We start from the raw sequence: 20,557 nt of genomic DNA, 5'->3' as shown, positions 1-20,557 counted from the left end.
GCCGTGTGACGCTCGGGCCCAGGATAGCACGCCGCCGCACGCCGTGCTAGGCGCGTTCGGCCCAATCCGAATCGGGCGAGAAGGGTTGTCGGACCTACGCGGCCCATCCCGATTCTCCGTGGCATTGCTCGACGGAAAGACCCTGCTGGTGACCGGCGTCGCGAACCGCTGGTCGATCGCCGCCGGGATCGCAAAGCAGCTCCACGCGCACGGCGCGCGCCTGATCCTGACCTACCAGGGAGAGCGCGTCGAGGACGCGGTCCGCGAGCACGCCCGCGAGTTCGGCGGCGCCGCGGTCCATCCGTGCGACGTCACCAGCGAGGAGTCGCTGCGCGCGCTCGCCGCCGCGGCGGGCCCGATCGACGGGCTCGTCCACTCGATCGCGTTCGTCAAGAAAGAGGACCTCTCCGGGAAGGTCTACACGACCTCGCGCGACGGCTTCGCGACCGCGATGGATATCAGCGCGTACTCCCTGATCGCGCTGGTCAACGCGCTCGAACGCAACCTCAACGACAACGCCTCGGTGATGGCGCTGACGTACCTCGGCGCAACGCAGATCGTGCCGAATTACAATATCGCGGGGATCGCGAAAGCCGCGCTCGAGTCGATCGTGCGGTACCTGGCGTTCGATCTGGGCGAGCGTGGAATCCGCGTCAATGCGATCTCTGCCGGACCGATCAAAACGGCCTCGTCGCGCCAGGTCGCCGGCTTCTCGTCGATGCCGGCGAAAGTCGCGGCCGCCTCGCCGCTCAAGCGTAACGTCAGCGCGGAGGACGTCGGCAACTGCGCCGTCTACCTGGCCTCCGATCTCTCGACCCAAGTCACCGCCGACGTGCACTTCATCGACGCCGGCTATCACGCCATGGGGATGTACCCCGACACCGCGCAGGCGTGATGGACCGGGAACGTACCGCCGGGCCCGACGGCGAGATGCTTGCGGCAATCGCCGCCGCCTTCGTCGCGATCCAGCGCGCGCACGCGCCTGCGGCGGCCGCGCCGCCGGCCTCGCGCTGGGGGCTCGCCGCGCGGCTCGGCGATCAGGACGCGGCCGGCTCGCGCGCGTACGGCTCCGTGTCGTCGCGCTGGCGCGCGGCGGGGCGCCGCCCGTGAGCGGCGCCCCGTTTCGCAAGATCCTCGTCGCGAACCGCGGCGAGATCGCGATCCGCGTGATGCGCAGCGCGAAGGAACTCGGCTGCGCGACAGTCGCGGTCTACTCCGACGCCGACCGCGACGCGCTGCACGTGCGCTACGCCGACGAAGCGTTTCTCCTCGGGCCGGCGGCGCCGTCGCAGTCGTATCTCAATGCCGACCGGCTCCTCGAGGTCGCGCAGCGCGCGGGCGTCGACGCGATCCATCCCGGCTACGGCTTCTTCGCCGAGAACGCACCGTTCGCGCGCCGGGTGATCGACACGGGGATCACGTGGATCGGCCCGCATCCCGAAGCGATCGATGCGATGGGCGACAAGATCCGCGCGCGCCAAGCGATGGTCGCGGCCGGGGTTCCGGTCGTACCGGGCGGGACCGACGCGATCGGCGACGCCGACGCGGCGCGCGTCGCCGCCGAGAAGTACGGTCTGCCGCTGGCGCTCAAAGCGTCGGGCGGCGGCGGCGGAAAAGGGCTGAAGGTCGCGCGCAGCGTCGACGAACTCGCCGCGGCGTTCTCCACCGCGCAGCGCGAGGCGACCGCATACTTCGGCAACCCGACGATCTACGTCGAGCGGTATCTCGAAAACCCGAAGCACATCGAGCTGCAAGTCCTTGCCGACAAGCACGGCAACGTCATGCACGTCGGCGAACGCGACTGCTCGCTGCAGCGCCGTCATCAGAAGCTCTGGGAAGAAGCGCCCGCGCTCATCCCGGAGAACGTCCGCGAAGGGTTGCGCGCCGCGGGGGTCCAGGCCGCGCGCGCGATCCGCTACGACTCGGCCGGCACGATCGAGTGTCTGGTGAGCGGCGACGCGTTCTACTTCCTGGAGATGAACACGCGCATCCAAGTCGAGCACACCGTCTCCGAAGAGATCTCGGGGATCGATCTGGTGCGCGAGCAGATCCTCGTCGCGGCCGGGCGGCCGCTCTCCGTCGCGCAGGCCGACATCACGTTCCGCGGCCATGCGATCGAGGTCCGCGTCAACGCCGAAGATCCCGCGCAGGGCTTCCGGCCGGCGCCCGGCACGGTCGCGCGCTACAAAGAGCCCGGCGGCTTCGGCGTGCGCGTCGACTCGGCGGCGTTCCCCGGCTTCACGATCACGCCCGACTACGACTCGATGATCGCGAAGCTGATCGTGCGCGGCCGCACGCGCGAGGAGACGCTGGCGCGCTTGGCGCGCGCGATCGACGAGTACGTGATCGAGGGCGTCCCGACGACCTTGCCGCTGCTGCGCGCGCTGTGCGACTTCGCGCCGGTGCGCGATGCGTCGTACGGCACGGCGACGCTCGAGCCGTTCGCGGCGAGCCTGGTCCCCGCTGCGTCCAACGGCGCGCGCGCAGAACCCGCCGGCTGTTCCGAGTCGTCGGCCGACGGCGAAACGCTGCGGGTCGAGGTCAACGGCAAACTCTTCCGCGTACGGTTCGTCGATCTGCCGCTCGCCGGCGCGGCGCTCGCGCCGGCAGCGGCAAAGCCCGTACCGAAAAAGGGCGGCGGCGGACGCAAACCGGGTGCCGCCGCGGCCGGCAACGACGTGATCGCGCCGATGCACGGCGTCGTCGTCGAGATCCCCGCGGCGCCGGGCGCGAGCGTCAGCGAGGGCGACGTCGTCGCGGTGATCGAGGCGATGAAGATGATGAACGAGATCCGCGCCCACAAGAGCGGGACCGTCGAAGCGGTGCACGTCGCGGCCGGCACGACCGTCGAAGCCCGCACGCCGCTGCTGACGATCGCCTAGCCGTGTTCGCTGTCGCGCTGCGCGTCGCGCTCGTCGCCGGGATCATCATCGACGGCGCGGTCGGCCTGCTGTGCATCTTCGCGCAGCCGCTGATCGCGCCGCTGCTCGGGGTTCCGGTCAAAGATCCGGCGGTCACCGCGTTCCTCGGCGGCGAGCTGATCGTCGCCGCATGCATCTACGCGCTGATCCTGCGCGACACGCCGCGCTGGCAGCCGCTGCTGTGGCTGTGCGCGCTCGATCAGACGCTCGGCGTCGCCATCCCCGCCGTGCAGATCGCGCTCGGCAACGCGCCGGCGTCGCTGCAGACGATCGCGCCGATGCCGTTCCAGGCGATCCTGGTCGCGCTCTACGTAGCGGGCGCGCGGCGGGCCGTGCGGCCGGCGTAGCGCGTCAGGCCGCGTTCGGGCGCAGATATCCGCGCAGCGTCGCGACGCGGCGGAACCCGAGCCGTTCGTACACCGCGAGGCCGTCGGCGCTGGCCTGCAGAATCGCGCTGCGCATCCCGGCCGCGCGTGCGTTCGCGAGGATCGCGCGAAGGAGCCGGCTCGCCAAGCCGCGCCGGCGATGCGCGGCCTCGGTCGCGACGTAATGGATGCCCAGGTCGTCGTCAACCGCGATCGTCAGCGCGACGCAGACGAACGTCTCTCTGTCCCGCAGCCCGTTCGCGCGGACGCGATCGCCGTCGCACCAACGGGGCAAACGCGCCGACGGCGCCGTAGGCGCGGTCGTTGACGTCGCCGACGACGGCGAGCGACGGCTCCTCGACGTCCGGCGCATCCTCGCCGTCAAATGCCGCAGCGTCGAGCGCGACCCCCATGCACGGGGTCGCGATCCGCGGATCTTCGACGCGTCCCGTTACGTGCGCGGCGATCGTCCACAGACAATGCGGCAGCAGCGCGTCGTCGGCGGGCGGCGTCGCTCCGGCCGGTACGATCGCCGCATCGAACCACGGATTCTCGGCGGCGTCGATGCGCGCGCCGAGCGCATCGCGACGGCGGATTTCCGTCTGCGCGCCGCCGGCGCAGCATCCGAGGGCCGCGACCATCTCGCCGAAGCCCCGAATGGAGCGGCGGGCGAGTTCCGCGTCGTCGAGCATCTACGCCGTCGTGCGCCCCGGGGTGAAGCGCAGCGCGACGCCGTTCATGCAGTACCGCTTTCCGGTCGGCTGCGGCCCGTCATCGAAAACGTGGCCGAGATGCCCGGCGCAGCGCCGGCAGTGCACTTCGATGCGTTCGACCACGATGACGTAGTCGGACTTCGTCGCGACAGCGTTCGGCAGGGGCGCCCAGAAACTCGGCCAGCCCGTTCCGCTGTCGAACTTCGTCTTCGAGGAAAAGAGCGGCAGGTCGCAGCCCAGGCACGAGTAGAGTCCGGCGCGGCGCTCTTCGTCGAGCGGGCTCGAGAACGCATGCTCCGTCCCCTCGTGCCGCAGCACCTGGTAGGCTTCGGGCGGGAGCAGTCTGCGCCACTCCGCGTCGGTGTGCGTCACCGTCCCGGACGCGGCGCGCGCAGCGAGCGGGAAGGTCGCGGGGACGGCGGCAAGGCCGAGGAGCATCGAGCGGCGGTTCATCGTGAACACAACGGTACGCAAACGCGAAAAGATGCGCCGTAAGGCGGCTTACGCCGGCGCGCGCGGCGGAGGGGAGGGTCCGAAAGAAGAGGCACGCGCGCCAACGAAGGCTGGACGGCTGTGAGTGCGCGCGAGATCAACGCCAGCGGAATCCCGCTGAAGCCCGTCTACGAGGAAACCGCCCCGCCGATCCGCCGCGCGCTCCCCGGGACGTTCCCGTATACGCGCGGGATCCGGCGCGACATGTACCGCGGACGGCACTGGACGATGCGTCAGTATGCCGGGTTCGCTACCGCGGCGGAGTCGAACGAGCGTTACCGCTACCTCCTGGCAAACGGGGTCACCGGCCTGTCGGTCGCGTTCGATCTGCCGACCCAGCTCGGCCATGATTCCGACGCCGTCGCGGCGCGCGGCGAGGTCGGGAAGGTCGGCGTGGCGATCGACACGATTGCCGACGTCGAGACGCTTTTCGACGGTATCCCGCTCGACGCGGTCACCGTCTCGATGACGATCAATGCGCCCGCGTCGATCCTGCTCGCGTTCGTCCTCGCCGTCGCGCGCCGGCGCGGGGTCCCGTTCGAGAAGCTCGGCGGGACGATTCAGAACGACGTGCTCAAGGAGTACGTCGCGCGCGGCACCTACATCTATCCGCCCGAGCCGTCGATGCGGCTGGTGACCGACGTGATGGCGTACTGCGCGGAACACGTCCCGAACTGGAACACGATCTCGATCTCCGGCTATCACATCCGCGAAGCGGGCTCGACCGCGCTCCAAGAGATCGCGTTCACGCTCGCCAACGCGAAAGCGTACCTGCGCGCCGCGAAGCGCACCGGGCTTTCCGTCGACACGGTCGCACCGCGCATCTCCTTCTTCTGGAACGCGCACAACGATTTCTTCGAAGAGATCGCGAAGTTCCGTGCCGCCCGCACGCTCTGGGCCCAGATCGTGCGCGACGAGTTCGGCTCGACCGATCCGAAGTCGCAGATGCTGCGCTTTCACACCCAAACCGGCGGCTCGACGCTCACCGCGCAGGAACCGCAGAACAACGTCGTCCGGGTCGCCCTGCAGGCGCTCGCGGCCGTCCTCGGCGGGACGCAGTCGCTGCACACCAACGGACAGGACGAAGCGCTCGGGCTTCCGACCGCGGAGTCGGCGCGCGTCGCGCTGCGCACGCAGCAGATCATCGCGTTCGAGAGCGGCGTCACCGACGTCGTCGACCCGCTGGCGGGCTCGTATTACGTCGAGTCGCTCACCGAGGAGCTGACGGCGCGCGCGCGCGAGCTGATCGCGGAGGTCGACGCGATGGGCGGCGCGGTCGCGGCGGTAGAGAGCGGCTGGATGCAGGATCAGATCGGCGAATCCGCCTACCGCGCCCAGCAGCAGATCGAGCGCGGCGAACAGGTCGTCGTCGCGGTGAACCGCTTCGGGGACGCGAGCGACGTCGTCTCGATGCCGATCCAGCGGATCGACCCGTCGATCGAGCGCGATCAGGTCGCGCGGACGCGCGCGTTTCGCGAAGCGCGCGACGCGGCGCGCGCAAGCGCGGCGCTCGACGCCGTGCGCGCCGCCGCCGAAGGGACCGAGAACCTGATGCCGCGCTTCATCGAGGCGGTCGACGCCGGAGCGACGCTCGGCGAGATCTGCAACGTCCTGCGCGACGTGTTCGGCACGCACGTCGCCCGCGAACGCATCGCATGATCGACGCGCCGATCGATCATGTCGCGATCGTCGTCAAAGACCTGGACGCGGCGATCGCGCTGTACACGCAGACCCTCGGCTTCTCGTTCGTCTACCGCGAGATCGTCGCCGATCAGGGGATCGAAGCCGTCGGCGTGCGGACCGGCAACGCGGTCATCGAACTCCTGCGCCCGCTCGACGAGGAGTCCCCGATCGCCCGCTACCGCGGCGACGCGCAGACGAAACTGCATCACACCGCCTACCGCGTCGCCGACATCCGCGCCGAACTCGCGCGTCTGAAGGCCGCCGGGATCCGCCTGATCGACGAAGAGCCGCGCCGCGGCGCGCACGGCAATACGATCGCGTTTCTGCACCCCAAGTCGACCGGCGGCGTCCTCGTCGAACTCTGCCAGCCGCCGGGCGGCGGCCCGCCCCGCGAGGGTTGAGACTCAGCGCTTCGGCGCGAGCCGCACGTCGAGTTTCGTCTCGAAGGTGCGGTCCCACGGCAAGGTGATCGTGAAGCCCGCATCGCGGTACTGCGCTGCGATGCGCGCCAGCAGATCGAGACCGGCCGGCCACAGCAGCGCGCGGTTCTCGGCATCGGTGCGGCGGGCGACGTCGCCTTCGAGATAGGTGTGGTCATCGATTCCGCCGGCACTCAGGTCGTCGTTGATCTTCGGCCGCACGACGGTGTGGAACGCGACGTCGTCGACGTAGCGCATCAGCGTGAACGTCGCGTGCGCGCGCGCGTCGTACGTGCCCAGCCGGCGCCCTGCGATCACGGCGATCGCTTCCGGGAGCGCCGTGCCGACGGTGTTGGCGACGGTGTTCCAAGACGCGAACGCATCGATCGATCCTGCAACGCCGGCGTCGATCAGGTCGCCGGTCAGCCGGCGCTGCTGCACGTAGTCGTCCGGCGTGAGGAACGAGAGGTCGGCGATCGCGCGCAGGCGCGGCGGCGCATCCCCCGCGATGCGCGCGACGAAGGTCTGCTCGTCGGCGTCGCTCGTTGCCGGAACGCGCACGAACAGGTCGACGTCGGCCGCCGCGTCCGCCGCGACCTGACGCGCCCCGCAGCTGCGGATGATGTCGTCGATCGTCGTCGCGATCGGCGCAAACTCGAGCGGATCGTTCACCGTCCCGCCGTCGGCGCGCGAGTAGATCACGCGCACTCGCGGCACGACGCGCGCTTCGCGCGCGAGCGCGGCACCCTCGAGCACCATCGCCAACTCGTCCGCGCCCGGCTCGATCGACGCGCGCGCCGGCGTCAGCCACGCCGCGCTGAAACGCCGCAGCGCCGCCAGATCGCGCAGGTGCAGCCCGACCGGCCCCGCATCGTCCTGCCCGAGCAGGACGCGGTCGAAACCGCCCTCCGCCTCCGTGCGCAGCGCGAACAGATCGACGTCGCGGTTGCGGGCGCGCGTGGCGAGATAGGCGTCCAAATTCGTCCCAAGCCGCGCGCGCAGGCGCACCGCCAGCGCCTGCTGCTCGGCGGTCTGCGGCGGATCCGGCAAGTTCGCGTACGTCTGCACGAGCGGCCACACGTCGCCCGCGAACGGGAACGTCTTTGCGCCGCCGGTCGCGGGCACGCCGGTCGGAGCGAGGCGCATGACCGTGCCGAACACGGCGAACGACGCCGCCGGGCGCGACGCGCGCACGCTCGCGAGATCGCTCACGCGCGTGTAGGCGAGAGCGCGCGAGACGCCGGGAATCCGCGACGCGACGAGCCCGCCGTAGACGGCCATGTCGTTCGAGACGATGTAGGCGCGCGCGTCGGCCGGCGCCTCGCTGCGAAGCCAGCGCAGGATCGCGTCGGGATCGCCGGGCGTGAGATAGCGTCCGAGCAGCGGTACGGGCGGCTCGACCACCTGCACTCCGGCGATCGCGCCCAGCAGTTTCGGAAGCTGCGCGGTGACCGGACGGTCGTCCAGCGGGACGACGACGAACGTGAGGGCCAGGACCGCCGAGAACAGCGCCGCGATCGAGTGCATCGCGTCGCCGTTCGTCACGGCAGCGCTTTAACTCTTGAAACCGTAGAGCCCGCGCCCGTGCGGGTCGGCGACGTAGATTTTGTACGCCTTGCGGATCCCCAGCGACTGGGTGAATTCGACGTGCACCGGCGTATTCGGTTTGAGGTCCTTGGTCTGCACGCTCTTCCCGTCGGAGAGCAGGGTCGCGAAATTCGGCGCGTACAGGAACGAGAGGTCGGCCGGCGTGCCGTCGACGCAGTGCACGCGAATGTTCTCGGTCGAGACGTGGCGGACGTACCCGTGGTAGTCGCGGATCTTGCCGCCCGCGACCGCGGAGCCTTGGCGCTCGGTCAGGTTCGCCGACGCGACGGCCGTCGAAGCCGCGATCAGCGCGAGGACGGGAAGCGTACGCAGGAGCGGAGCGAAAGGCATCGTGGTGAGGTTACTTTCGTGATCGAATGCAGGACGATGGCCAGCGCGGAGCGGTACGACGCGTTCGCCTTGATGCGCGCGTTCCGCGCCGACGACGCCGCGCTGGGCGACGCGCTGGCGCTGTTCATCGAGCGTCCCGACTACGGCTTCGTCTGGCTGGCGTACGAGGACGATATACCCGCGTCGTGCGTCTCCGTCGCGTTCGGCATTTCGACCGAACGTGGAGGTCTCGTCGCCGAGGTGCGCGACCTGTGGGTCGTTCCCGGCCGGCGGCGCCGCGGAATCGGCTCGGCTCTGCTCGCGACGCTGCACGGCCGGCTCGATCAGCTCGGCGTCACGCGGGTCGAAGCATCGTTCGCCGGCGATTCGTCGCTCGAGGGATTCTTCGCCGCGCGCGGCTACGTGCCGCACGGCGGGACAATCGTCACGCTGGATCGATGACGCGTGCGAGCCGCCCGCGCGCATCGCGCAGCAGTCGTTCGGCGCCGGCGGCGTCGACGCCGCGGCGGGCCATGACGACGGCCGTCTTCACCGAGCCGCCGGCGGCGGCGAGCAGGGCGGAGGCATCGACGTCGCCGGCGAGTTCGCGCACCAAACGCTCGGCGCGCGCGCGCAGTTTCGCGTTCGTCGCGACGACGTCGACCATGCGGTTGCGGTAGGTCTTTCCGAGCCGGATCATCGCACCGGTCGAGATCGTGTTCAGCACGATCTTCTGAGCGGTCCCGGCACGCATCCGGGTCGAACCCGCGATCGGCTCCGCGCCGGTGTCGGCGACGATCGCAACGTCGGCGAGCGCGGCCAGCGGGCTCCCCGGCGCGTTCGCGACCGCGATCGTGCGCGCGCCGCGTTCCCGCGCGCGCTGCAGCGCGGCGCGCACGAACGCCGCGCCGCCGCTCGCCGAGATTCCGATCGCGACGTCGTGCGCAACGAGCGCGTCGGCCGCGCGCGCGCCGGCGTCGGCATCGTCTTCGGCGTTCTCGACAGCGCGCCGCAGCGCGGCGTCGCCGCCGGCGATGATCCCCTCCACCACCTGCGGATCGAGTCCGAACGTCGGCGGCAGTTCGGAGGCGTCGAGCACCGCGAGCCGTCCGCTGGTGCCGGCGCCGAACACGGCGACACGGCCGCCGCATTCGATCGCCTCGACGACGAGCGTCGTCGCGCGCGCGATCGCGTACGCTTGCGCGACGGCGGCGTCGACCGCGCCGCGATGCGCCTCGGCGAGCGTGCGCGCGAGCGCGACGTCGTCGAGACGATCGATCTGCGCGGTCGCCGGATCGACCGCCTCGGTCGAGGGCAGACCGCTCACGCGCTCGCGGCGCTCGCAGCGCGTTCGGCGAGCCGCAGCGCGCCGCGCACCGGCTCGTCGCCGCCTTTCACGATCGCCAGGCCCGGCACGTCGCCGTTGAGGCGCGTCTCGAGCAGAAACGTCAGCAGGCTGTTCTCGCGGAAGAGGCCGCCGGCGAGCGCGACCCGCGGCGAGCGGTCGAGCAGGTCCACCGCTTTGAGCGCGGCTTTCGTCAGGTCGCCGAGCTCCTGCGCCGCCTGCTGCACGATCTTCGTCGACGCGCGATTGCCCTTCCCCGCGAACGCGATGATGCTCGGGGCGAGCGCGGCGATCGCCGACGGCCGCAGCGGCGCTTCGTAGAGCGCGTCGAGATAGGCGGTGCGGTCGGTGGCGTCGAGCGCGCGCGCAGCGACTTCGGAGGTTTCGTCGCGCGCGGCGCGACCGTCGAGGACGCGGCCGTAGAGTTTGATCGCCTGCAATCCGATCCAGAACGCGGAACCTTCATCGCCCGCAAGATAGCCGAGACCGCCGACGCGTTGCGCGCGCTCGCCGCATTCGGCGTACGCAACCGAGCCGGTCCCCGCGATCAGCACCGCGCCGTCGCCGGCCGGGATCGCTGCGCGCAGCGCGATCGCGGTGTCGTCGCCGACCGCGACGCGCGCCTTCCGAAACGCGGCGCGGACGTTTTCCGCGATCCCGTCGGCGATGCGCGGCCGGGCGGCACCGGCGGCGCCGACGTAGATCGCGTCGGGGTGTGCGCCGTCGAGGACGTCGCGGATCGCGCCGATGATGACGTCGGCCGCGTCGTCGATCCCCATCACCGCTGCGTTCGCGCCGCCGCGGTGCGCCTCGCGGACGGCGTCGCCGTCGCGCGAAAGCGCTGCCACCGTCGAGGTTCCCCCCGCATCGACTCCGATCGCGATCATGAAGACGGTGCTTCCGTCACCCGGCGCAGGAGCGCCTCCAGATCGTGCGGCGCGATCGCGCCGAGCAGGCGCGGTCCGCGCGCGCCCGTCACCTGCGGCATCCCGGCCGGCCGGCCCCGCAACAGCGTGAAGCCGAGGACCGCGAACGCGATCGCCTCCTTCGCGTCGGCGTCGACGCCGTAGGCGTCGCTCAGCGCGACGGTGACGCCCGGAAGCAGAGTGCGCAGGCCGCCGACGAGCGCCGGGTTGCGCGCGCCGCCGCCGCTGACGATCAGCAGCGGCACGCGCGGCGCCATCGTCCAGAACGCATCGGCGATCGAGCGCACCGTCAGCGCGGTCAGCGTCGCGACCGCGTCGGCGTACCCAAGCGCGTCGAGTTCTTCGCGCCAGCGCGCGACATACGCTGCACCGTACTCTTCGCGGCCGGCCGTCTTCGGCGGCAGGCGCCGGAAGTACGGATCGTCGAGCATGCGGGTGAGCAGGGCGACGTCGACGGCGCCGTTGCGCGCGAGCTCGCCGTCGACGTCGTAGCGACGCGAGCCGTCGCCGCGCATCTGCACGTACGTGTCGATCGGGAGATTCGCCGGACCGGTGTCGAACGCGATCGCCTGCGGCAGGACCGTCATGTTCGCGATCCCGCCGAGGTTGAGCGCGACGCACGGCGCATGCGCTCCGAACAGCAGGGCGTCGACGAACGGGACGAGCGGCGCACCGTGGCCTCCGGCCGCAGTGTCCGCGCTGCGGAAGTCGTACAGCACCGTGCAGCCGGTGCGCTCGCGGATGCGGAACGCATCGCCGATCTGCAAGGTCTCGCGCTCCGCGCCGTCGTGCGCGATCGTCAGACCGTGCGAGGCGACCGCGTCGAGCGCGAGCCCGGCGGCTGCGGCGCGCACCGCGTCGCCGAACGCTTCGCCGACGCGCGCGTGCAGCGCGGAGAGTTCGATGACGCTCACCGCGGCCGGCGGATATGCACGCAGGATCCGCGCGCGCAGTGCTTCGTCGAACGCCGCGGTCGCGAAGCGCAGGCACTCGACGGCGACTCCCGCGCCGCGCGCTCGCACGTCGCAGATCGCGACGTCGATTCCGTCGAGCGACGTCCCGGAGAGGACGCCGGCGATCAGCATCGCGCGCTCACGCCGCGTCGATCGCCCGCACCGCGGCGTCGCACACCGCAGCGCGCAGCGCGCGAATGTCGGTGCGCCCGTGGTGGACGGCGTTGGTGAGGAAGACGACGTTCAGATCGCGCACAGGGTCGGCCCACACGCACGTCCCCGTGAATCCGGTGTGGCCGAACGTCTGCGCCGACATCAGCGGACCGCACGAGTTCTCGTCGCTCGTCTTGAGCGCCCAGCCCAGGCCGCGCCGCAGGATCGGATCGTGCGCCGCTTCCAGCACGGCGTCGCGCGCGAACGCCGGCGCCAGCGGCGTCGGGCGGCCGTGCAGCGGCCCGAGAAACCATTCGCCGAGTAGCGCGACGTCGCGCGCCGTGCCGAAGAGGCCGGCGTGACCGGCGATCCCGCCGAGCAGATGCGCCTTTTCGTCGTGCACCGTCCCCTGCACGCTGCCGCGCCACGCGTCGGACTCGGTCGCCGGGATCGCGTCGCGTTCGGCCGCGTCGGGAACGTACCCGGTGCGGGCGGCACCCCATCCGCGCAGGCGTTCCGCGACGAGCGTCGCGAGGCCTCGGCGGTGACGGCGCGCGAGGATCACGCCCAGCGCGATGAAACCGAGATCGCTGTAGATCACGCGCTCGCCGCTCGGTGCGGCGAGCGGTTCGGTCAGCGCGAACGTTTCGACGTCGCGCGCCAGCAGCGTGCGGTAGTCGGCGCCGCTCTTGAAGCCGGCGTCGTGGGCGAGGATCTTGCGCAGGGTGATGCGCGCACGGTCGGCGCCGTCCCATTCGGGGACGAGTTCGCGCAGCGGCTCGTCGAGCGCGACGACGCTGCGCGCCGCGTCGTCGAGGACGATTGACGCGATGAAGACCTTGGTGATCGACGCCAGATCGAACCGCGTATCGACGCCGACGTCGCGCGACGGGCCGTCGTCGCGCGTGCGTCCGTACGCGCGCTCGAAGCGCACCGTCCCGCGGTGTTCGATCCGCACGACCGCGGCGCTGTAGCGGACGCCGAGCGCCGCGCGCGCCGCGGCGTCGACCTCAGCGAACAGCGGCCTGCTCGGGGAGCCGGACCGGAAGCGCGCCCGTCGCGGCCACGCGCCCCGAGAGTACGTCGGCGCCGCCTTCGAACGAGAGCGGCTGATCGCCGTACAGGCACGCGACGCGCCGCGCCTGCGGCCAGCAGGCCGCATCGAAGGGGCCGCGCGCCGAGACGATCAGGGCGCCCGGCACCAGTGCGAGGATGCGCGCGACGGCCGCACGCTGCGCGTCGTGGAGGTGCGCGTTGCGCGTCACGACGACAAATTCACGGTCGCCCAAACGCGGCACGTGCTCCAGCAGCAGGTCGAGTTCGTCGGCGTCGGGTTCGAGCGGAACGCGCATCACCTCGCTCTTCCAGCGGCGCCGGCGCAGCGCCGAACTCAGCGACGGTTCCTCGACGGCGCGCGCGGCGGTTCCCGACGCTGCGGCGTTGTCGACGGCGCTTCCCTCGAACGAGATCACCGTGACGGGCTTTCCCGCATGCAGGCGCACGTCCCCGCGCACCGCGGTCACCGCGCGCTGCGCCGCCTCGAGCGGCAGCGCCGGATCGAGCTCGCCGTCGAACGGCGTAAGGTGCGCGAACCGCGCCCGCAGCGCGTGCACGCGTGCGTGCGCCTCTTCGAGCCGCGCACGCGGGAGCGTACCGTCCTCCACCGCTGCCGCGATCGCATCGACGGCTGCGCGCGCAAGGTCGAGGCGGTGGCTGATCATGACGAGGTCGGCGCCCGCCGCCAGCGCCTGCACCGCGCCCCGCACCGTCCCGACGCCGTTCGCGATCGCATCCATCTCCATGCAATCCGTCGAGACGACGCCGTTGAAACCGAGTTCCTCGCGCAGCAGGCCGCGCAGGATCGCCGGCGAGAGCGTCGCGGGACGCTCGCGGTCGAACGCATCGACGACGACGTGCGCGGTCATCACGATCGATGCGTCGCGGGCGGCGATCGCCCGCGCGAACGGCACCAGGTCCCGTGCGCGCAGCGTCGCGCTGGAGGCATCGATCCGCGGCAGTCCGACGTGCGAGTCGTCCGCCGTCGCGCCGTGCCCGGGAAAATGCTTCACCGCGGCGGCCACGCCTCCGCGTTCGAGTCCGCGCGCGAACGCGCCCGCGAACGCGGCGACCAGCTGCGGATCGTCGCCGTACGCGCGCGTCCCGATCACCAGGCTCGCCGGCTGCAGCGCGAGATCGGCGACCGGGGCGAAGTCGACGCTGATCCCAAGCCGTGCGAGGTCGCGCCCCAGCAGCGTTCCGAGCCCCTCGGCGAGGGCGGGATCGCCGCTCGCACCGACGGCCATCGCCGACGGCAGCGGCGCGACACCGTCGCGCAGGCGCGCGACGCGGCCGCCTTCCTGATCGACCGTGATGAGCGGCGCCGGCGCCGCAAGCGCCCGCAGGGACGCGACCAGATCGCGCAGGTCGTCAAGCATCCCGACGTTGCGCGCGAACAAAATGACCGCGCCCGGCGCGAACGCGCGCAGCTCCTCGAGCGGCGCGTCGGCGCCGCGGGTTCCGGTGAAACCGACGCCGATGACGCCGCGCGCGAGGGCGGCGAGATCGCTGCGCACGCTAGTGCTTGATGAGTCTGATGATCTGCGCGACGAGTTTGCCGGCCGTCTTCGAGATGAAGATCTGCACTTTCGAGCCCTTTGCGACGTCGGTGATCGTGTGGTAGCCGGGATCGCTCCCCTGCACCGAGGTGGTTGGCATCGTGTTCACGTCGACGCGTCCCTGCGCGGAATCGATGCTGATGATGCCGCGGCCGTAGTCGACGTTCGTCACGCGGCCCTCGAGGACGCCGCCGTCGCGCGGACCCGGATCGGCCGCGGCGGATGCGCTCGGAGCCGGTGCCGGCGACTTCCCTTCGGCAAAGGCGGCCGCAGGCACCGCAACGAGACCCACGGCGATGACGAGGGACGCGAAACGGAGCATTGCTCTTGAAGAACGCATGCGGAGCCCCTTCCGTTCCGCGTCATTCCGGCGAGGCCCCTACCTCCGAGCGATAGACCTCTCGGGCGCCCGGTTCCCCGTCGTGCACGCGTTTGCGCAGCGCGCGCATCGCGACGATCGCCTCGTCGGTCGGCACTTTGCCGGCGAGCACCAGCCGCAGGGCCAGCAGCGCATCGTCCGCGGCGCGCACGCCGACCCGGTCGAGCGCGCGATAGAACGGCTGGGCGCGCGGGTCGGCCGAGCGCACGCGCAGGACCGCAGCGATCGCCTCGGCCTTCGACGGCGTGCCGTCGAGGAGGTAGCCGTCGAGGGGGTGCATTTCCACCTCGATGCGATTCGCGGTGCGCGTCCTCGCGCTTCCCGCCGCGCTGACGATCGCGGCGGCGGCGCCGCCGGACCCGCTCGCGGCGATCGCGGCGGCGAACGGCCATCCGGCGCTGGTGCACCTGCGCGCGGTCGCCGACTCGACGCTCGAGGGCCGCCGGCAGCGGCTCACGCTCGACCAGTTCGGGCCGCTCCAGCTCGAACGGCGCTGCATCGCGGACGCCTGCAGCGGCTCGTGGTTCGACGGCCGGCGGCTGTGGGCGTTCGGCCTGAACGACGTCGCACTTCCGGTCGATACCGCGGATCTGCCTGCGCGCCGCACGCTCGCCGCGATCGCGTCGCTGGCGTTCGCGGAGCCGGCGTTCCGAGCCGGCGGCGGCACGGCCGAGCCGGCCGGGGGCGGGACCTGGCGGGTTCGCGCCGCCGACGGCGCGCCGCTCGTCGTCAGCATCGACCCCGCGACCCGCGCCCTGCGCACGGTCACCGACGCGAGCGGGGCCGTCCTGGAGCGGTTCAGCCGCACCGGGCATGCGGGGAGCGCCGCCTTCGCGCTCGAGCGAAGCGGCCTGCAGACCGGCTCCTACGCGCGCGTCGAGACCGTCCCCGAACCGCTCGACCCGCCGGACGGAGCCCCGGCGGCGTTTGCCGGCGAGGGGACCGTCCCGCTCCTCTCCGACCGCGTCCCGATCGTGCCGTGCACGCTCGGCGGACGGGACGCGCGCTGCCTGCTCGATTCCGGCGCGACGCCGAGCGCGCTGACGCTCAACTTCGCCGAGGCGCTGGGCCTCGAACCTCGCGGCGAACTGGAGATCGCCGGGTTCTCGCGCTTCGTGACCGGTTTCGTCGACGCGCCGCGCCTGGCGGCCGGCGCGGCGGCGTTCGAGCGCCTGCGGCTGGCCGTGATCCCCGCGGTCGCGCAGGAGCGCTTCGACGTCGTCGTCGGCGCCGATCTGCTCGCGCGCGTGCACGTCGCGATCGACCGCGCGCGGCGACGGGTGCGCATCACCGCGCCGCAGCGCGTCGCCGCCGGAGAGATCGTCCCCCTGCGCTTCGACGGCAACGTCCCGCTCGTGGACGCGTCGTTCGACGGCGCGCCGGTCCGCGCGCTCCTCGATACCGGCGACGCGGCGATCGTCTCGCTCGGGTACGCCGACTATCGCCGCGGCCCGCAATGGCCCCTCGCCGTGCGCGTTCAGGCGCAGGGTGTCGCGGGCGGCAACGACGCGTTCATCGTGACGATCCCGCAGGTGCGCATCGGCCCGCTCGCACTCGGAGCGACGCGGGCAACCGTCAATCGCACGCAGACGACCGCGCACGTCGGCGCCGGCATGTGGTCGCGCTGCACGATCGAACTCGACGAGCGCGACGAACGGCTGGGCTGCGCGGCCCCTCCCTAGCTGTAGAGACCACGCGCATCGTTGACAGGGACTGACCCCGAAGAGGTGGGTGTTCGACGCCTACTTCTCCGGAGGTCAGCCCTGTGATTATGCACCCTCAGGCCCGCACGACGCCCCTTATCCGGCGGGAAATTGTCGCTTTGGTTCAGGCCGGTGAGGCCGTTGCCGCGGTGGCTCGGCGCTTCAAGATCAGCCGGCCGACGGTGTACAAGTGGCTTGCCCGCTTTGCGCAGGCCGGAGAGTCTGGTCTGCGCGATCGGCGACCCGTTGCAATTCGCTTTCCGACGCGCGTCCGAAAGGCGGTTGAACGGCAGATCGACCGGCTTCGCCGCACTCGCCGGCTACTCGGTTGGCAAATCGCCGAAGCACTGTCGATGGCGCGCTCGACGGTCATCAAGGTACTCAAGCGGCTCAACATCGCGCGTCTGCGCGACCTCGAGCCGGCCCGCTTTACGCAGCGTTATGAGTATCGCCGACCCGGCGAGCTCGTTCACATTGACATCAAGAAGATCGCACGATTTGAGCGCGTGGGGCACCGCATCCACGGCGATCGCACGAAGTGCTCCAGGCACGTCGGCTACGACGTCATCTTTGTCGCGGTCGACGATGCCAGCCGCCGGACTGAAACACGCGTATACACGCGGGAAGACGCGACCTCGGCCGCAGACTTCTTGCGGCGGCTCGCGATTCTTTATGTGTAGAAGTCAGGATTTGATCTGACGGTTGTCGAATACCGGTGGTGAATCCTCCTGAGGAGCCATCCATGAACAGCGACCGAAAAGTCATCAAGGCGAAAGTGGGCCTACTCCAGCTCGGCAAGCAGCTCGGAAATGTGACTGAAGCCTGCCGCGTGATGGGTTACAGCCGTGATAGCTTCTACCGTTTCAAAGACCTCTACGAGACGGGCGGCGATCTAGCCTTGGCCGAGATCACCAAGCGAAAGCCGAACCTCAAGAACCGCATTGCTCCCGAAGTCGAGGATGCGATTGTCGATCTTGCGATCGAGTTCCCTGCGTACGGTCAAGTCGGAACTTGTCAAGTAATTTGATACCAGCAGGTTGCGGGAGTTTGTGAGCATCTTGGTCATGCGGCGATGTCGGCAGCCTTCGACTCGTTGATCCAGACTTGGCTCGGAATTGTTGCGAGTTTTGGCGCGCCAGCGGCAAAGCGATGCGGCTGCAACGCATAAGCAGCGATCATCGTCTTGTGACGCGCGGCGAGGATGGCTTCGCCCTGATCGAAGTGTACCGCCGCCGGCGTCAACATCGCAATTCCCGAATGGCGATGCTCGTTGTTGTACCACATAAAGTACGGCGAGCAGAACGCGTACGAGTCCTCAAGCGATCCGAACGCCGATGGAAACGTCGGCTGGTACTTCAGCGTCTTGAACGACGATTCGATGAACGGATTGTCGTCGCTCACGCGCGGGCGGCTATAGGATCGCGCGACGCCCATCTTGTCGAGAAGATCACACACTGGCTGCGCGGTCATCTCGGTTCCGCGATCGCTGTGAACGACGGCTTGTCGCGGCTCGATTCCTTCGCGCAGGAGCGTCGCACGAATGAATTCCGCCGCGATCTCGGCGTTGGCACGCCGCACGATGGTCCAGCCGACGACGTATCGGCTGAAGATGTCGATCATCACGAGCAACGAAAAGTACACGCCCTTGACGGAACTCGGCAACTTGGTGATATCCCACGTCAAGACTTGTCGCGGCGCGTTAGCAACCAGGCGTGGCTTCTCATGCGCGGGATGGCGCGCAAGACGCCGCCGTTCGCGGACTTGCGCGTTTGCTCGTAGGATGCGATACATCGTGCTTACCGAACACAGATACGTTCCCTCGTCGAGCAGGCGCGTGAAGACTTGCGGCACGGCAAGGTCTGCAAATCGCTCGCAGCACAACACCGCCGCGACATACCGGCGCTCGGCTTCGCTCAATGCGTTGCGGCGCGCGATCGTCTTGAGCAGCGCGCGCTCGCCTGCGGGTTTGCGCCGCCGACGTAACGTCGAGCGGCTCACGCCGAGCGCAAGGCACGTCGCGCGTTCGGGTGCCGTTGCGCACAGCTCGAGCGCAACATCGATCAGTCGTCCAGGTCGTCGAACTCGGGGCTCTTGTACTCGATGTTCAAGAGCCCCGCTGCTTTTTTTCGGATGTCTTCGAGAAGCTCCAAGCGCGCGATCTTGCGTTGCAACCTGCGTATCTCAATGTCTTGCTCGTGGTTCGTTTTCTTGAGCGATTCGGCTTCCTTACGATCGAGAGCTCGGGCCTTAATTTCCTTTGGATCGTAATCGCCGCGATCGCGCTCCTTGCGCCATGCGTACAGCTGCGAAGAGTAGATGCCTTCGCGGCGCAAGAACGCACCGACCGTACCCGACTCGCAGGCATCAGCATCGTTCACAATACGCGCCTTTTCGGCGACCGAGAAGCGACGTCGCGTCGGCCGCTGAACCGGCGTCTCGACAATCGAGAGCCGACGCTCAATCGACGGCGGCGAACCGTTTGAGGGTGGGTTCATGGTATGCTCCTGACAGCCCCAGCTTAACAGAACTTTTCCGAGGGAGCTGGTACCACATCATCCTGACACATGGGGAGTGCGCGCAGCGAACGAGCTCGCCAAGCGTGGGATGCGTATGTCGCCGGCGGGACTTCGCGGGGTGTGGCTGCGACACGATCTTGAGACGATGAAGAAACGGCTCAAAGCGCTGGAAGCAAAGAGCGCCCAAGATGGGCTCGTCCTGACTGAGGCGCAAGTCGTGGCGCTGGAGCGTGCCAAGCTCGAGAAAGAAGCGCACGGCGAGTTCGAGAGTGAGTGCCCCGGCTACTGCGGCGCGCAGGACACCTTCTTCGTTGGGACGATGAAGGGCGTCGGCCGCATCTACCAGCAGACCTTCATCGACACCTACTCGAAGGTGGGCGTCGCGAAGCTCTATTTGGACAAGACACCAATCACTGCGGCCGACCTGCTCAACGATCGCGTGTTACCGCTATACGAAGAGTACGGGATTACGTTGCAACGGATCCTGACCGACCGCGGCACGGAGTTTTGCGGGCGTGAGGGACATCCGTACGAGCTCTACCTGGCGATCGAAGACATCGACCACACCCGAACGAAGGCACGCCATCCGCAGACCAACGGCATCGTCGAGCGTTTTCACAAAACGATGCTTGATGAGTTTTATCGGATCGCGTTTCGCAAGACGATCTACACGTCGCTCGAGCAACTGCAGCGGGACCTCGATGCGTGGACCGAGGAGTACAACACGCAGCGTCCGCATCAAGGACGCTGGTGCTACGGCAAGACGCCGATGCAGACATTCGTCGACAGTGTCTCCCTTGCGAAAGAGAAACAGATCGCTTAGACTGAAACCCAACCTCTCTGACACTACCGCAAGATCGTACGACTGTCAGATCACATAGTAGCTAGATTTAGTAGTCGACGGCGTGCGAATCGAACGAGTCATGACTGACAACGGCAAAGTGTTCAGCTCGAACGCGTTCGAGTCAATGATGAGGTCGATCGGTGCGCGACACATTTTCACGCCGCCCTACACGCCGCGTTGGAACGGCAAAGCGGAGCGCTTCATCCAGACCATGCTGCGCGAGTGGGCGTACGCGGTCGCTTATCGCACCAGCGACGAGCGCCGAGACGCCCTCCCGGCGTGGCTCCGGTACTACAACGAGGACCGCCGGCACACGGCCATCAACTACGAGACCCCCGCCTCACGTTGGGCCGCGGCCCGTAAACGAGGCGCGTAGTCTCGACAGCTAGTCGGCGGCTTTTTCGGGTCCGCTCGTCTTCGCGCCGCCGATGCGCGGCCGGAACTCCTCGATGATCTTTCCGTGGCCGAGATTCGTGTACCACCAGCCGCACTCGCAGCGCACCGGCGCACCGTGGTCGACGGGATACGCGTAAACGCGATTGCAGCGCGGGCAGGTGAACGTCGGGCCGTTGATGTTTCCGGCGGAGGTGTAGGTGACGGCAGCCATGGCGGG

At 69.6% G+C, this 20,557-nt stretch carries 25 protein-coding genes and 2 pseudogenes; 12 read left to right on the top strand and 15 right to left on the bottom strand.

The window, feature by feature from the left end; all coding sequences use genetic code 11:
* Window positions 1-118: 118 nt before the first annotated feature.
* Genes WPS_RS06725 through WPS_RS06710 form a run of 4 tightly spaced genes read left to right on the top strand, consistent with a single transcriptional unit; the run spans window position 119 to window position 3,268 of the window.
* Entirely contained in the window at window positions 119-895 is a 777-nt protein-coding gene (locus WPS_RS06725; RefSeq protein WP_317997065.1) for an enoyl-ACP reductase FabI, read from the top strand.
* A complete protein-coding gene (locus WPS_RS06720; RefSeq protein ID WP_317997064.1) occupies window positions 895-1,110 on the top strand; it encodes a hypothetical protein in 216 nt (71 codons plus the stop codon). The genes WPS_RS06725 and WPS_RS06720 overlap by 1 nt, the downstream gene beginning before the upstream one ends.
* Window positions 1,107-2,882, top strand: coding sequence for an acetyl/propionyl/methylcrotonyl-CoA carboxylase subunit alpha (locus WPS_RS06715; RefSeq protein WP_317997063.1), 1,776 nt, complete (start codon window positions 1,107-1,109; stop codon window positions 2,880-2,882). The genes WPS_RS06720 and WPS_RS06715 overlap by 4 nt, the downstream gene beginning before the upstream one ends.
* A gap of 2 nt (window positions 2,883-2,884) precedes the next feature.
* A complete protein-coding gene (locus WPS_RS06710) occupies window positions 2,885-3,268 on the top strand; it encodes a hypothetical protein (RefSeq protein WP_317997062.1) in 384 nt (127 codons plus the stop codon).
* 4 nt (window positions 3,269-3,272) lie between these two features.
* Here the strand turns inward: WPS_RS06710 and WPS_RS06705 are convergent, their stop codons facing one another.
* From WPS_RS06705 to msrB, 3 genes are read right to left on the bottom strand one after another with little or no spacing between them, the layout of a single operon-like run.
* Window positions 3,273-3,581, bottom strand: coding sequence for a GNAT family N-acetyltransferase (locus WPS_RS06705; RefSeq protein ID WP_317997061.1), 309 nt, complete (start codon window positions 3,579-3,581; stop codon window positions 3,273-3,275).
* Entirely contained in the window at window positions 3,490-3,978 is a 489-nt protein-coding gene (locus WPS_RS06700) for a hypothetical protein (protein WP_317997060.1), read from the bottom strand. Before WPS_RS06700 ends, WPS_RS06705 begins: the two co-directional genes overlap by 92 nt.
* Complete coding sequence (gene msrB / locus WPS_RS06695) at window positions 3,979-4,452, bottom strand: peptide-methionine (R)-S-oxide reductase MsrB (RefSeq protein WP_317997059.1); 474 nt, start codon at window positions 4,450-4,452, stop codon at window positions 3,979-3,981.
* Between the two features lie 120 nt (window positions 4,453-4,572).
* Between msrB and WPS_RS06690 the strand changes: the two genes are divergently transcribed.
* Together WPS_RS06690 and mce are read left to right on the top strand one after the other, a co-directional pair.
* On the top strand, window positions 4,573-6,150 hold the full coding sequence (locus tag WPS_RS06690) for an acyl-CoA mutase large subunit family protein (RefSeq protein WP_317997058.1): 1,578 nt from the start codon (window positions 4,573-4,575) through the stop codon (window positions 6,148-6,150).
* A complete protein-coding gene (gene mce, locus WPS_RS06685) occupies window positions 6,147-6,575 on the top strand; it encodes a methylmalonyl-CoA epimerase (RefSeq protein WP_317997057.1) in 429 nt (142 codons plus the stop codon). Before WPS_RS06690 ends, mce begins: the two co-directional genes overlap by 4 nt.
* A 3-nt stretch (window positions 6,576-6,578) precedes the next feature.
* Here the strand turns inward: mce and WPS_RS06680 are convergent, their stop codons facing one another.
* A complete protein-coding gene (locus WPS_RS06680; RefSeq protein ID WP_317997056.1) occupies window positions 6,579-8,138 on the bottom strand; it encodes a DUF4127 family protein in 1,560 nt (519 codons plus the stop codon).
* A gap of 9 nt (window positions 8,139-8,147) precedes the next feature.
* Window positions 8,148-8,531: a hypothetical protein gene (locus tag WPS_RS06675; protein WP_317997055.1), complete on the bottom strand. Its 384-nt coding sequence runs from the start codon at window positions 8,529-8,531 to the stop codon at window positions 8,148-8,150.
* A gap of 36 nt (window positions 8,532-8,567) precedes the next feature.
* Here WPS_RS06675 and WPS_RS06670 point away from each other — a divergent pair, with 36 nt between their 5' ends.
* Window positions 8,568-8,972: a GNAT family N-acetyltransferase gene (locus tag WPS_RS06670; RefSeq protein WP_317997054.1), complete on the top strand. Its 405-nt coding sequence runs from the start codon at window positions 8,568-8,570 to the stop codon at window positions 8,970-8,972.
* Here the strand turns inward: WPS_RS06670 and WPS_RS06665 are convergent.
* Genes WPS_RS06665 through WPS_RS06635 form a run of 7 tightly spaced genes read right to left on the bottom strand, consistent with a single transcriptional unit; the run spans window position 8,956 to window position 15,167 of the window.
* On the bottom strand, window positions 8,956-9,837 hold the full coding sequence (locus tag WPS_RS06665; protein ID WP_317997053.1) for an N-acetylmuramic acid 6-phosphate etherase: 882 nt from the start codon (window positions 9,835-9,837) through the stop codon (window positions 8,956-8,958). The two genes, WPS_RS06670 and WPS_RS06665, sit on opposite strands and share 17 nt — an antisense overlap.
* Complete coding sequence (locus tag WPS_RS06660; protein WP_317997052.1) at window positions 9,834-10,742, bottom strand: N-acetylglucosamine kinase; 909 nt, start codon at window positions 10,740-10,742, stop codon at window positions 9,834-9,836. The genes WPS_RS06665 and WPS_RS06660 overlap by 4 nt, the downstream gene beginning before the upstream one ends.
* Window positions 10,739-11,866, bottom strand: a complete 1,128-nt coding sequence (locus WPS_RS06655) for an anhydro-N-acetylmuramic acid kinase (RefSeq protein WP_317997051.1) — start codon at window positions 11,864-11,866, stop codon at window positions 10,739-10,741. The genes WPS_RS06660 and WPS_RS06655 overlap by 4 nt, the downstream gene beginning before the upstream one ends.
* A gap of 7 nt (window positions 11,867-11,873) precedes the next feature.
* Window positions 11,874-12,908 (bottom strand): serine hydrolase domain-containing protein, encoded by a 1,035-nt coding sequence (locus WPS_RS06650; protein ID WP_317997509.1) that lies wholly within the window; start codon window positions 12,906-12,908, stop codon window positions 11,874-11,876.
* Window positions 12,898-14,460 (bottom strand): beta-N-acetylhexosaminidase, encoded by a 1,563-nt coding sequence (nagZ, locus tag WPS_RS06645; protein WP_317997050.1) that lies wholly within the window; start codon window positions 14,458-14,460, stop codon window positions 12,898-12,900. The genes WPS_RS06650 and nagZ overlap by 11 nt, the downstream gene beginning before the upstream one ends.
* A gap of 1 nt (window position 14,461) precedes the next feature.
* Window positions 14,462-14,824 (bottom strand): hypothetical protein, encoded by a 363-nt coding sequence (locus WPS_RS06640; protein WP_317997049.1) that lies wholly within the window; start codon window positions 14,822-14,824, stop codon window positions 14,462-14,464.
* A 40-nt stretch (window positions 14,825-14,864) separates the two neighbouring features.
* A complete protein-coding gene (locus tag WPS_RS06635) occupies window positions 14,865-15,167 on the bottom strand; it encodes a hypothetical protein (protein ID WP_317997048.1) in 303 nt (100 codons plus the stop codon).
* A 16-nt stretch (window positions 15,168-15,183) separates the two neighbouring features.
* On the opposite strand from WPS_RS06635, the gene WPS_RS06630 reads away from it, so the two are divergent.
* From WPS_RS06630 to WPS_RS06620, 3 genes and pseudogenes are all read left to right on the top strand, one after another.
* On the top strand, window positions 15,184-16,563 hold the full coding sequence (locus tag WPS_RS06630) for an aspartyl protease family protein (RefSeq protein WP_317997047.1): 1,380 nt from the start codon (window positions 15,184-15,186) through the stop codon (window positions 16,561-16,563).
* An 89-nt stretch (window positions 16,564-16,652) separates the two neighbouring features.
* A complete protein-coding gene (locus WPS_RS06625; protein ID WP_317997508.1) occupies window positions 16,653-17,264 on the top strand; it encodes a helix-turn-helix domain-containing protein in 612 nt (203 codons plus the stop codon).
* Between the two features lie 62 nt (window positions 17,265-17,326).
* Window positions 17,327-17,587 (top strand): annotated as a pseudogene (locus WPS_RS06620) (helix-turn-helix domain-containing protein); the annotation flags it as partial.
* Between the two features lie 59 nt (window positions 17,588-17,646).
* Here the strand turns inward: WPS_RS06620 and WPS_RS06615 are convergent.
* Together WPS_RS06615 and WPS_RS06610 are read right to left on the bottom strand one after the other, a co-directional pair.
* The gene (locus WPS_RS06615) at window positions 17,647-18,627 is read right to left on the bottom strand and encodes an IS3 family transposase (protein WP_317997507.1); all 981 of its coding nucleotides are present in this window, start codon (window positions 18,625-18,627) and stop codon (window positions 17,647-17,649) included.
* A 17-nt stretch (window positions 18,628-18,644) separates the two neighbouring features.
* Complete coding sequence (locus WPS_RS06610; RefSeq protein WP_317994483.1) at window positions 18,645-19,079, bottom strand: transposase; 435 nt, start codon at window positions 19,077-19,079, stop codon at window positions 18,645-18,647.
* Window positions 19,080-19,158: 79 nt separating this feature from the next.
* Between WPS_RS06610 and WPS_RS06605 the strand changes: the two are divergent.
* Window positions 19,159-19,923: pseudogene (locus WPS_RS06605) on the top strand (integrase core domain-containing protein); the annotation flags it as partial.
* Window positions 19,924-20,023: 100 nt separating this feature from the next.
* Window positions 20,024-20,320, top strand: coding sequence for an integrase core domain-containing protein (locus WPS_RS06600; RefSeq protein ID WP_317997046.1), 297 nt, complete (start codon window positions 20,024-20,026; stop codon window positions 20,318-20,320).
* A gap of 9 nt (window positions 20,321-20,329) precedes the next feature.
* Here the strand turns inward: WPS_RS06600 and WPS_RS06595 are convergent, their stop codons facing one another.
* Window positions 20,330-20,551 carry a hypothetical protein gene (locus tag WPS_RS06595; protein ID WP_317997045.1) on the bottom strand — a complete coding sequence of 74 codons (222 nt, stop codon included), beginning with the start codon at window positions 20,549-20,551 and terminating at the stop codon, window positions 20,330-20,332.
* Between the last annotated feature and the right edge of the window lie 6 nt (window positions 20,552-20,557).

Source organism: Vulcanimicrobium alpinum (assembly GCF_027923555.1).
In the GTDB taxonomy this organism is placed as follows: domain Bacteria; phylum Vulcanimicrobiota; class Vulcanimicrobiia; order Vulcanimicrobiales; family Vulcanimicrobiaceae; genus Vulcanimicrobium; species Vulcanimicrobium alpinum.
This window is presented reverse-complemented; position numbering and strand designations above follow the sequence as displayed.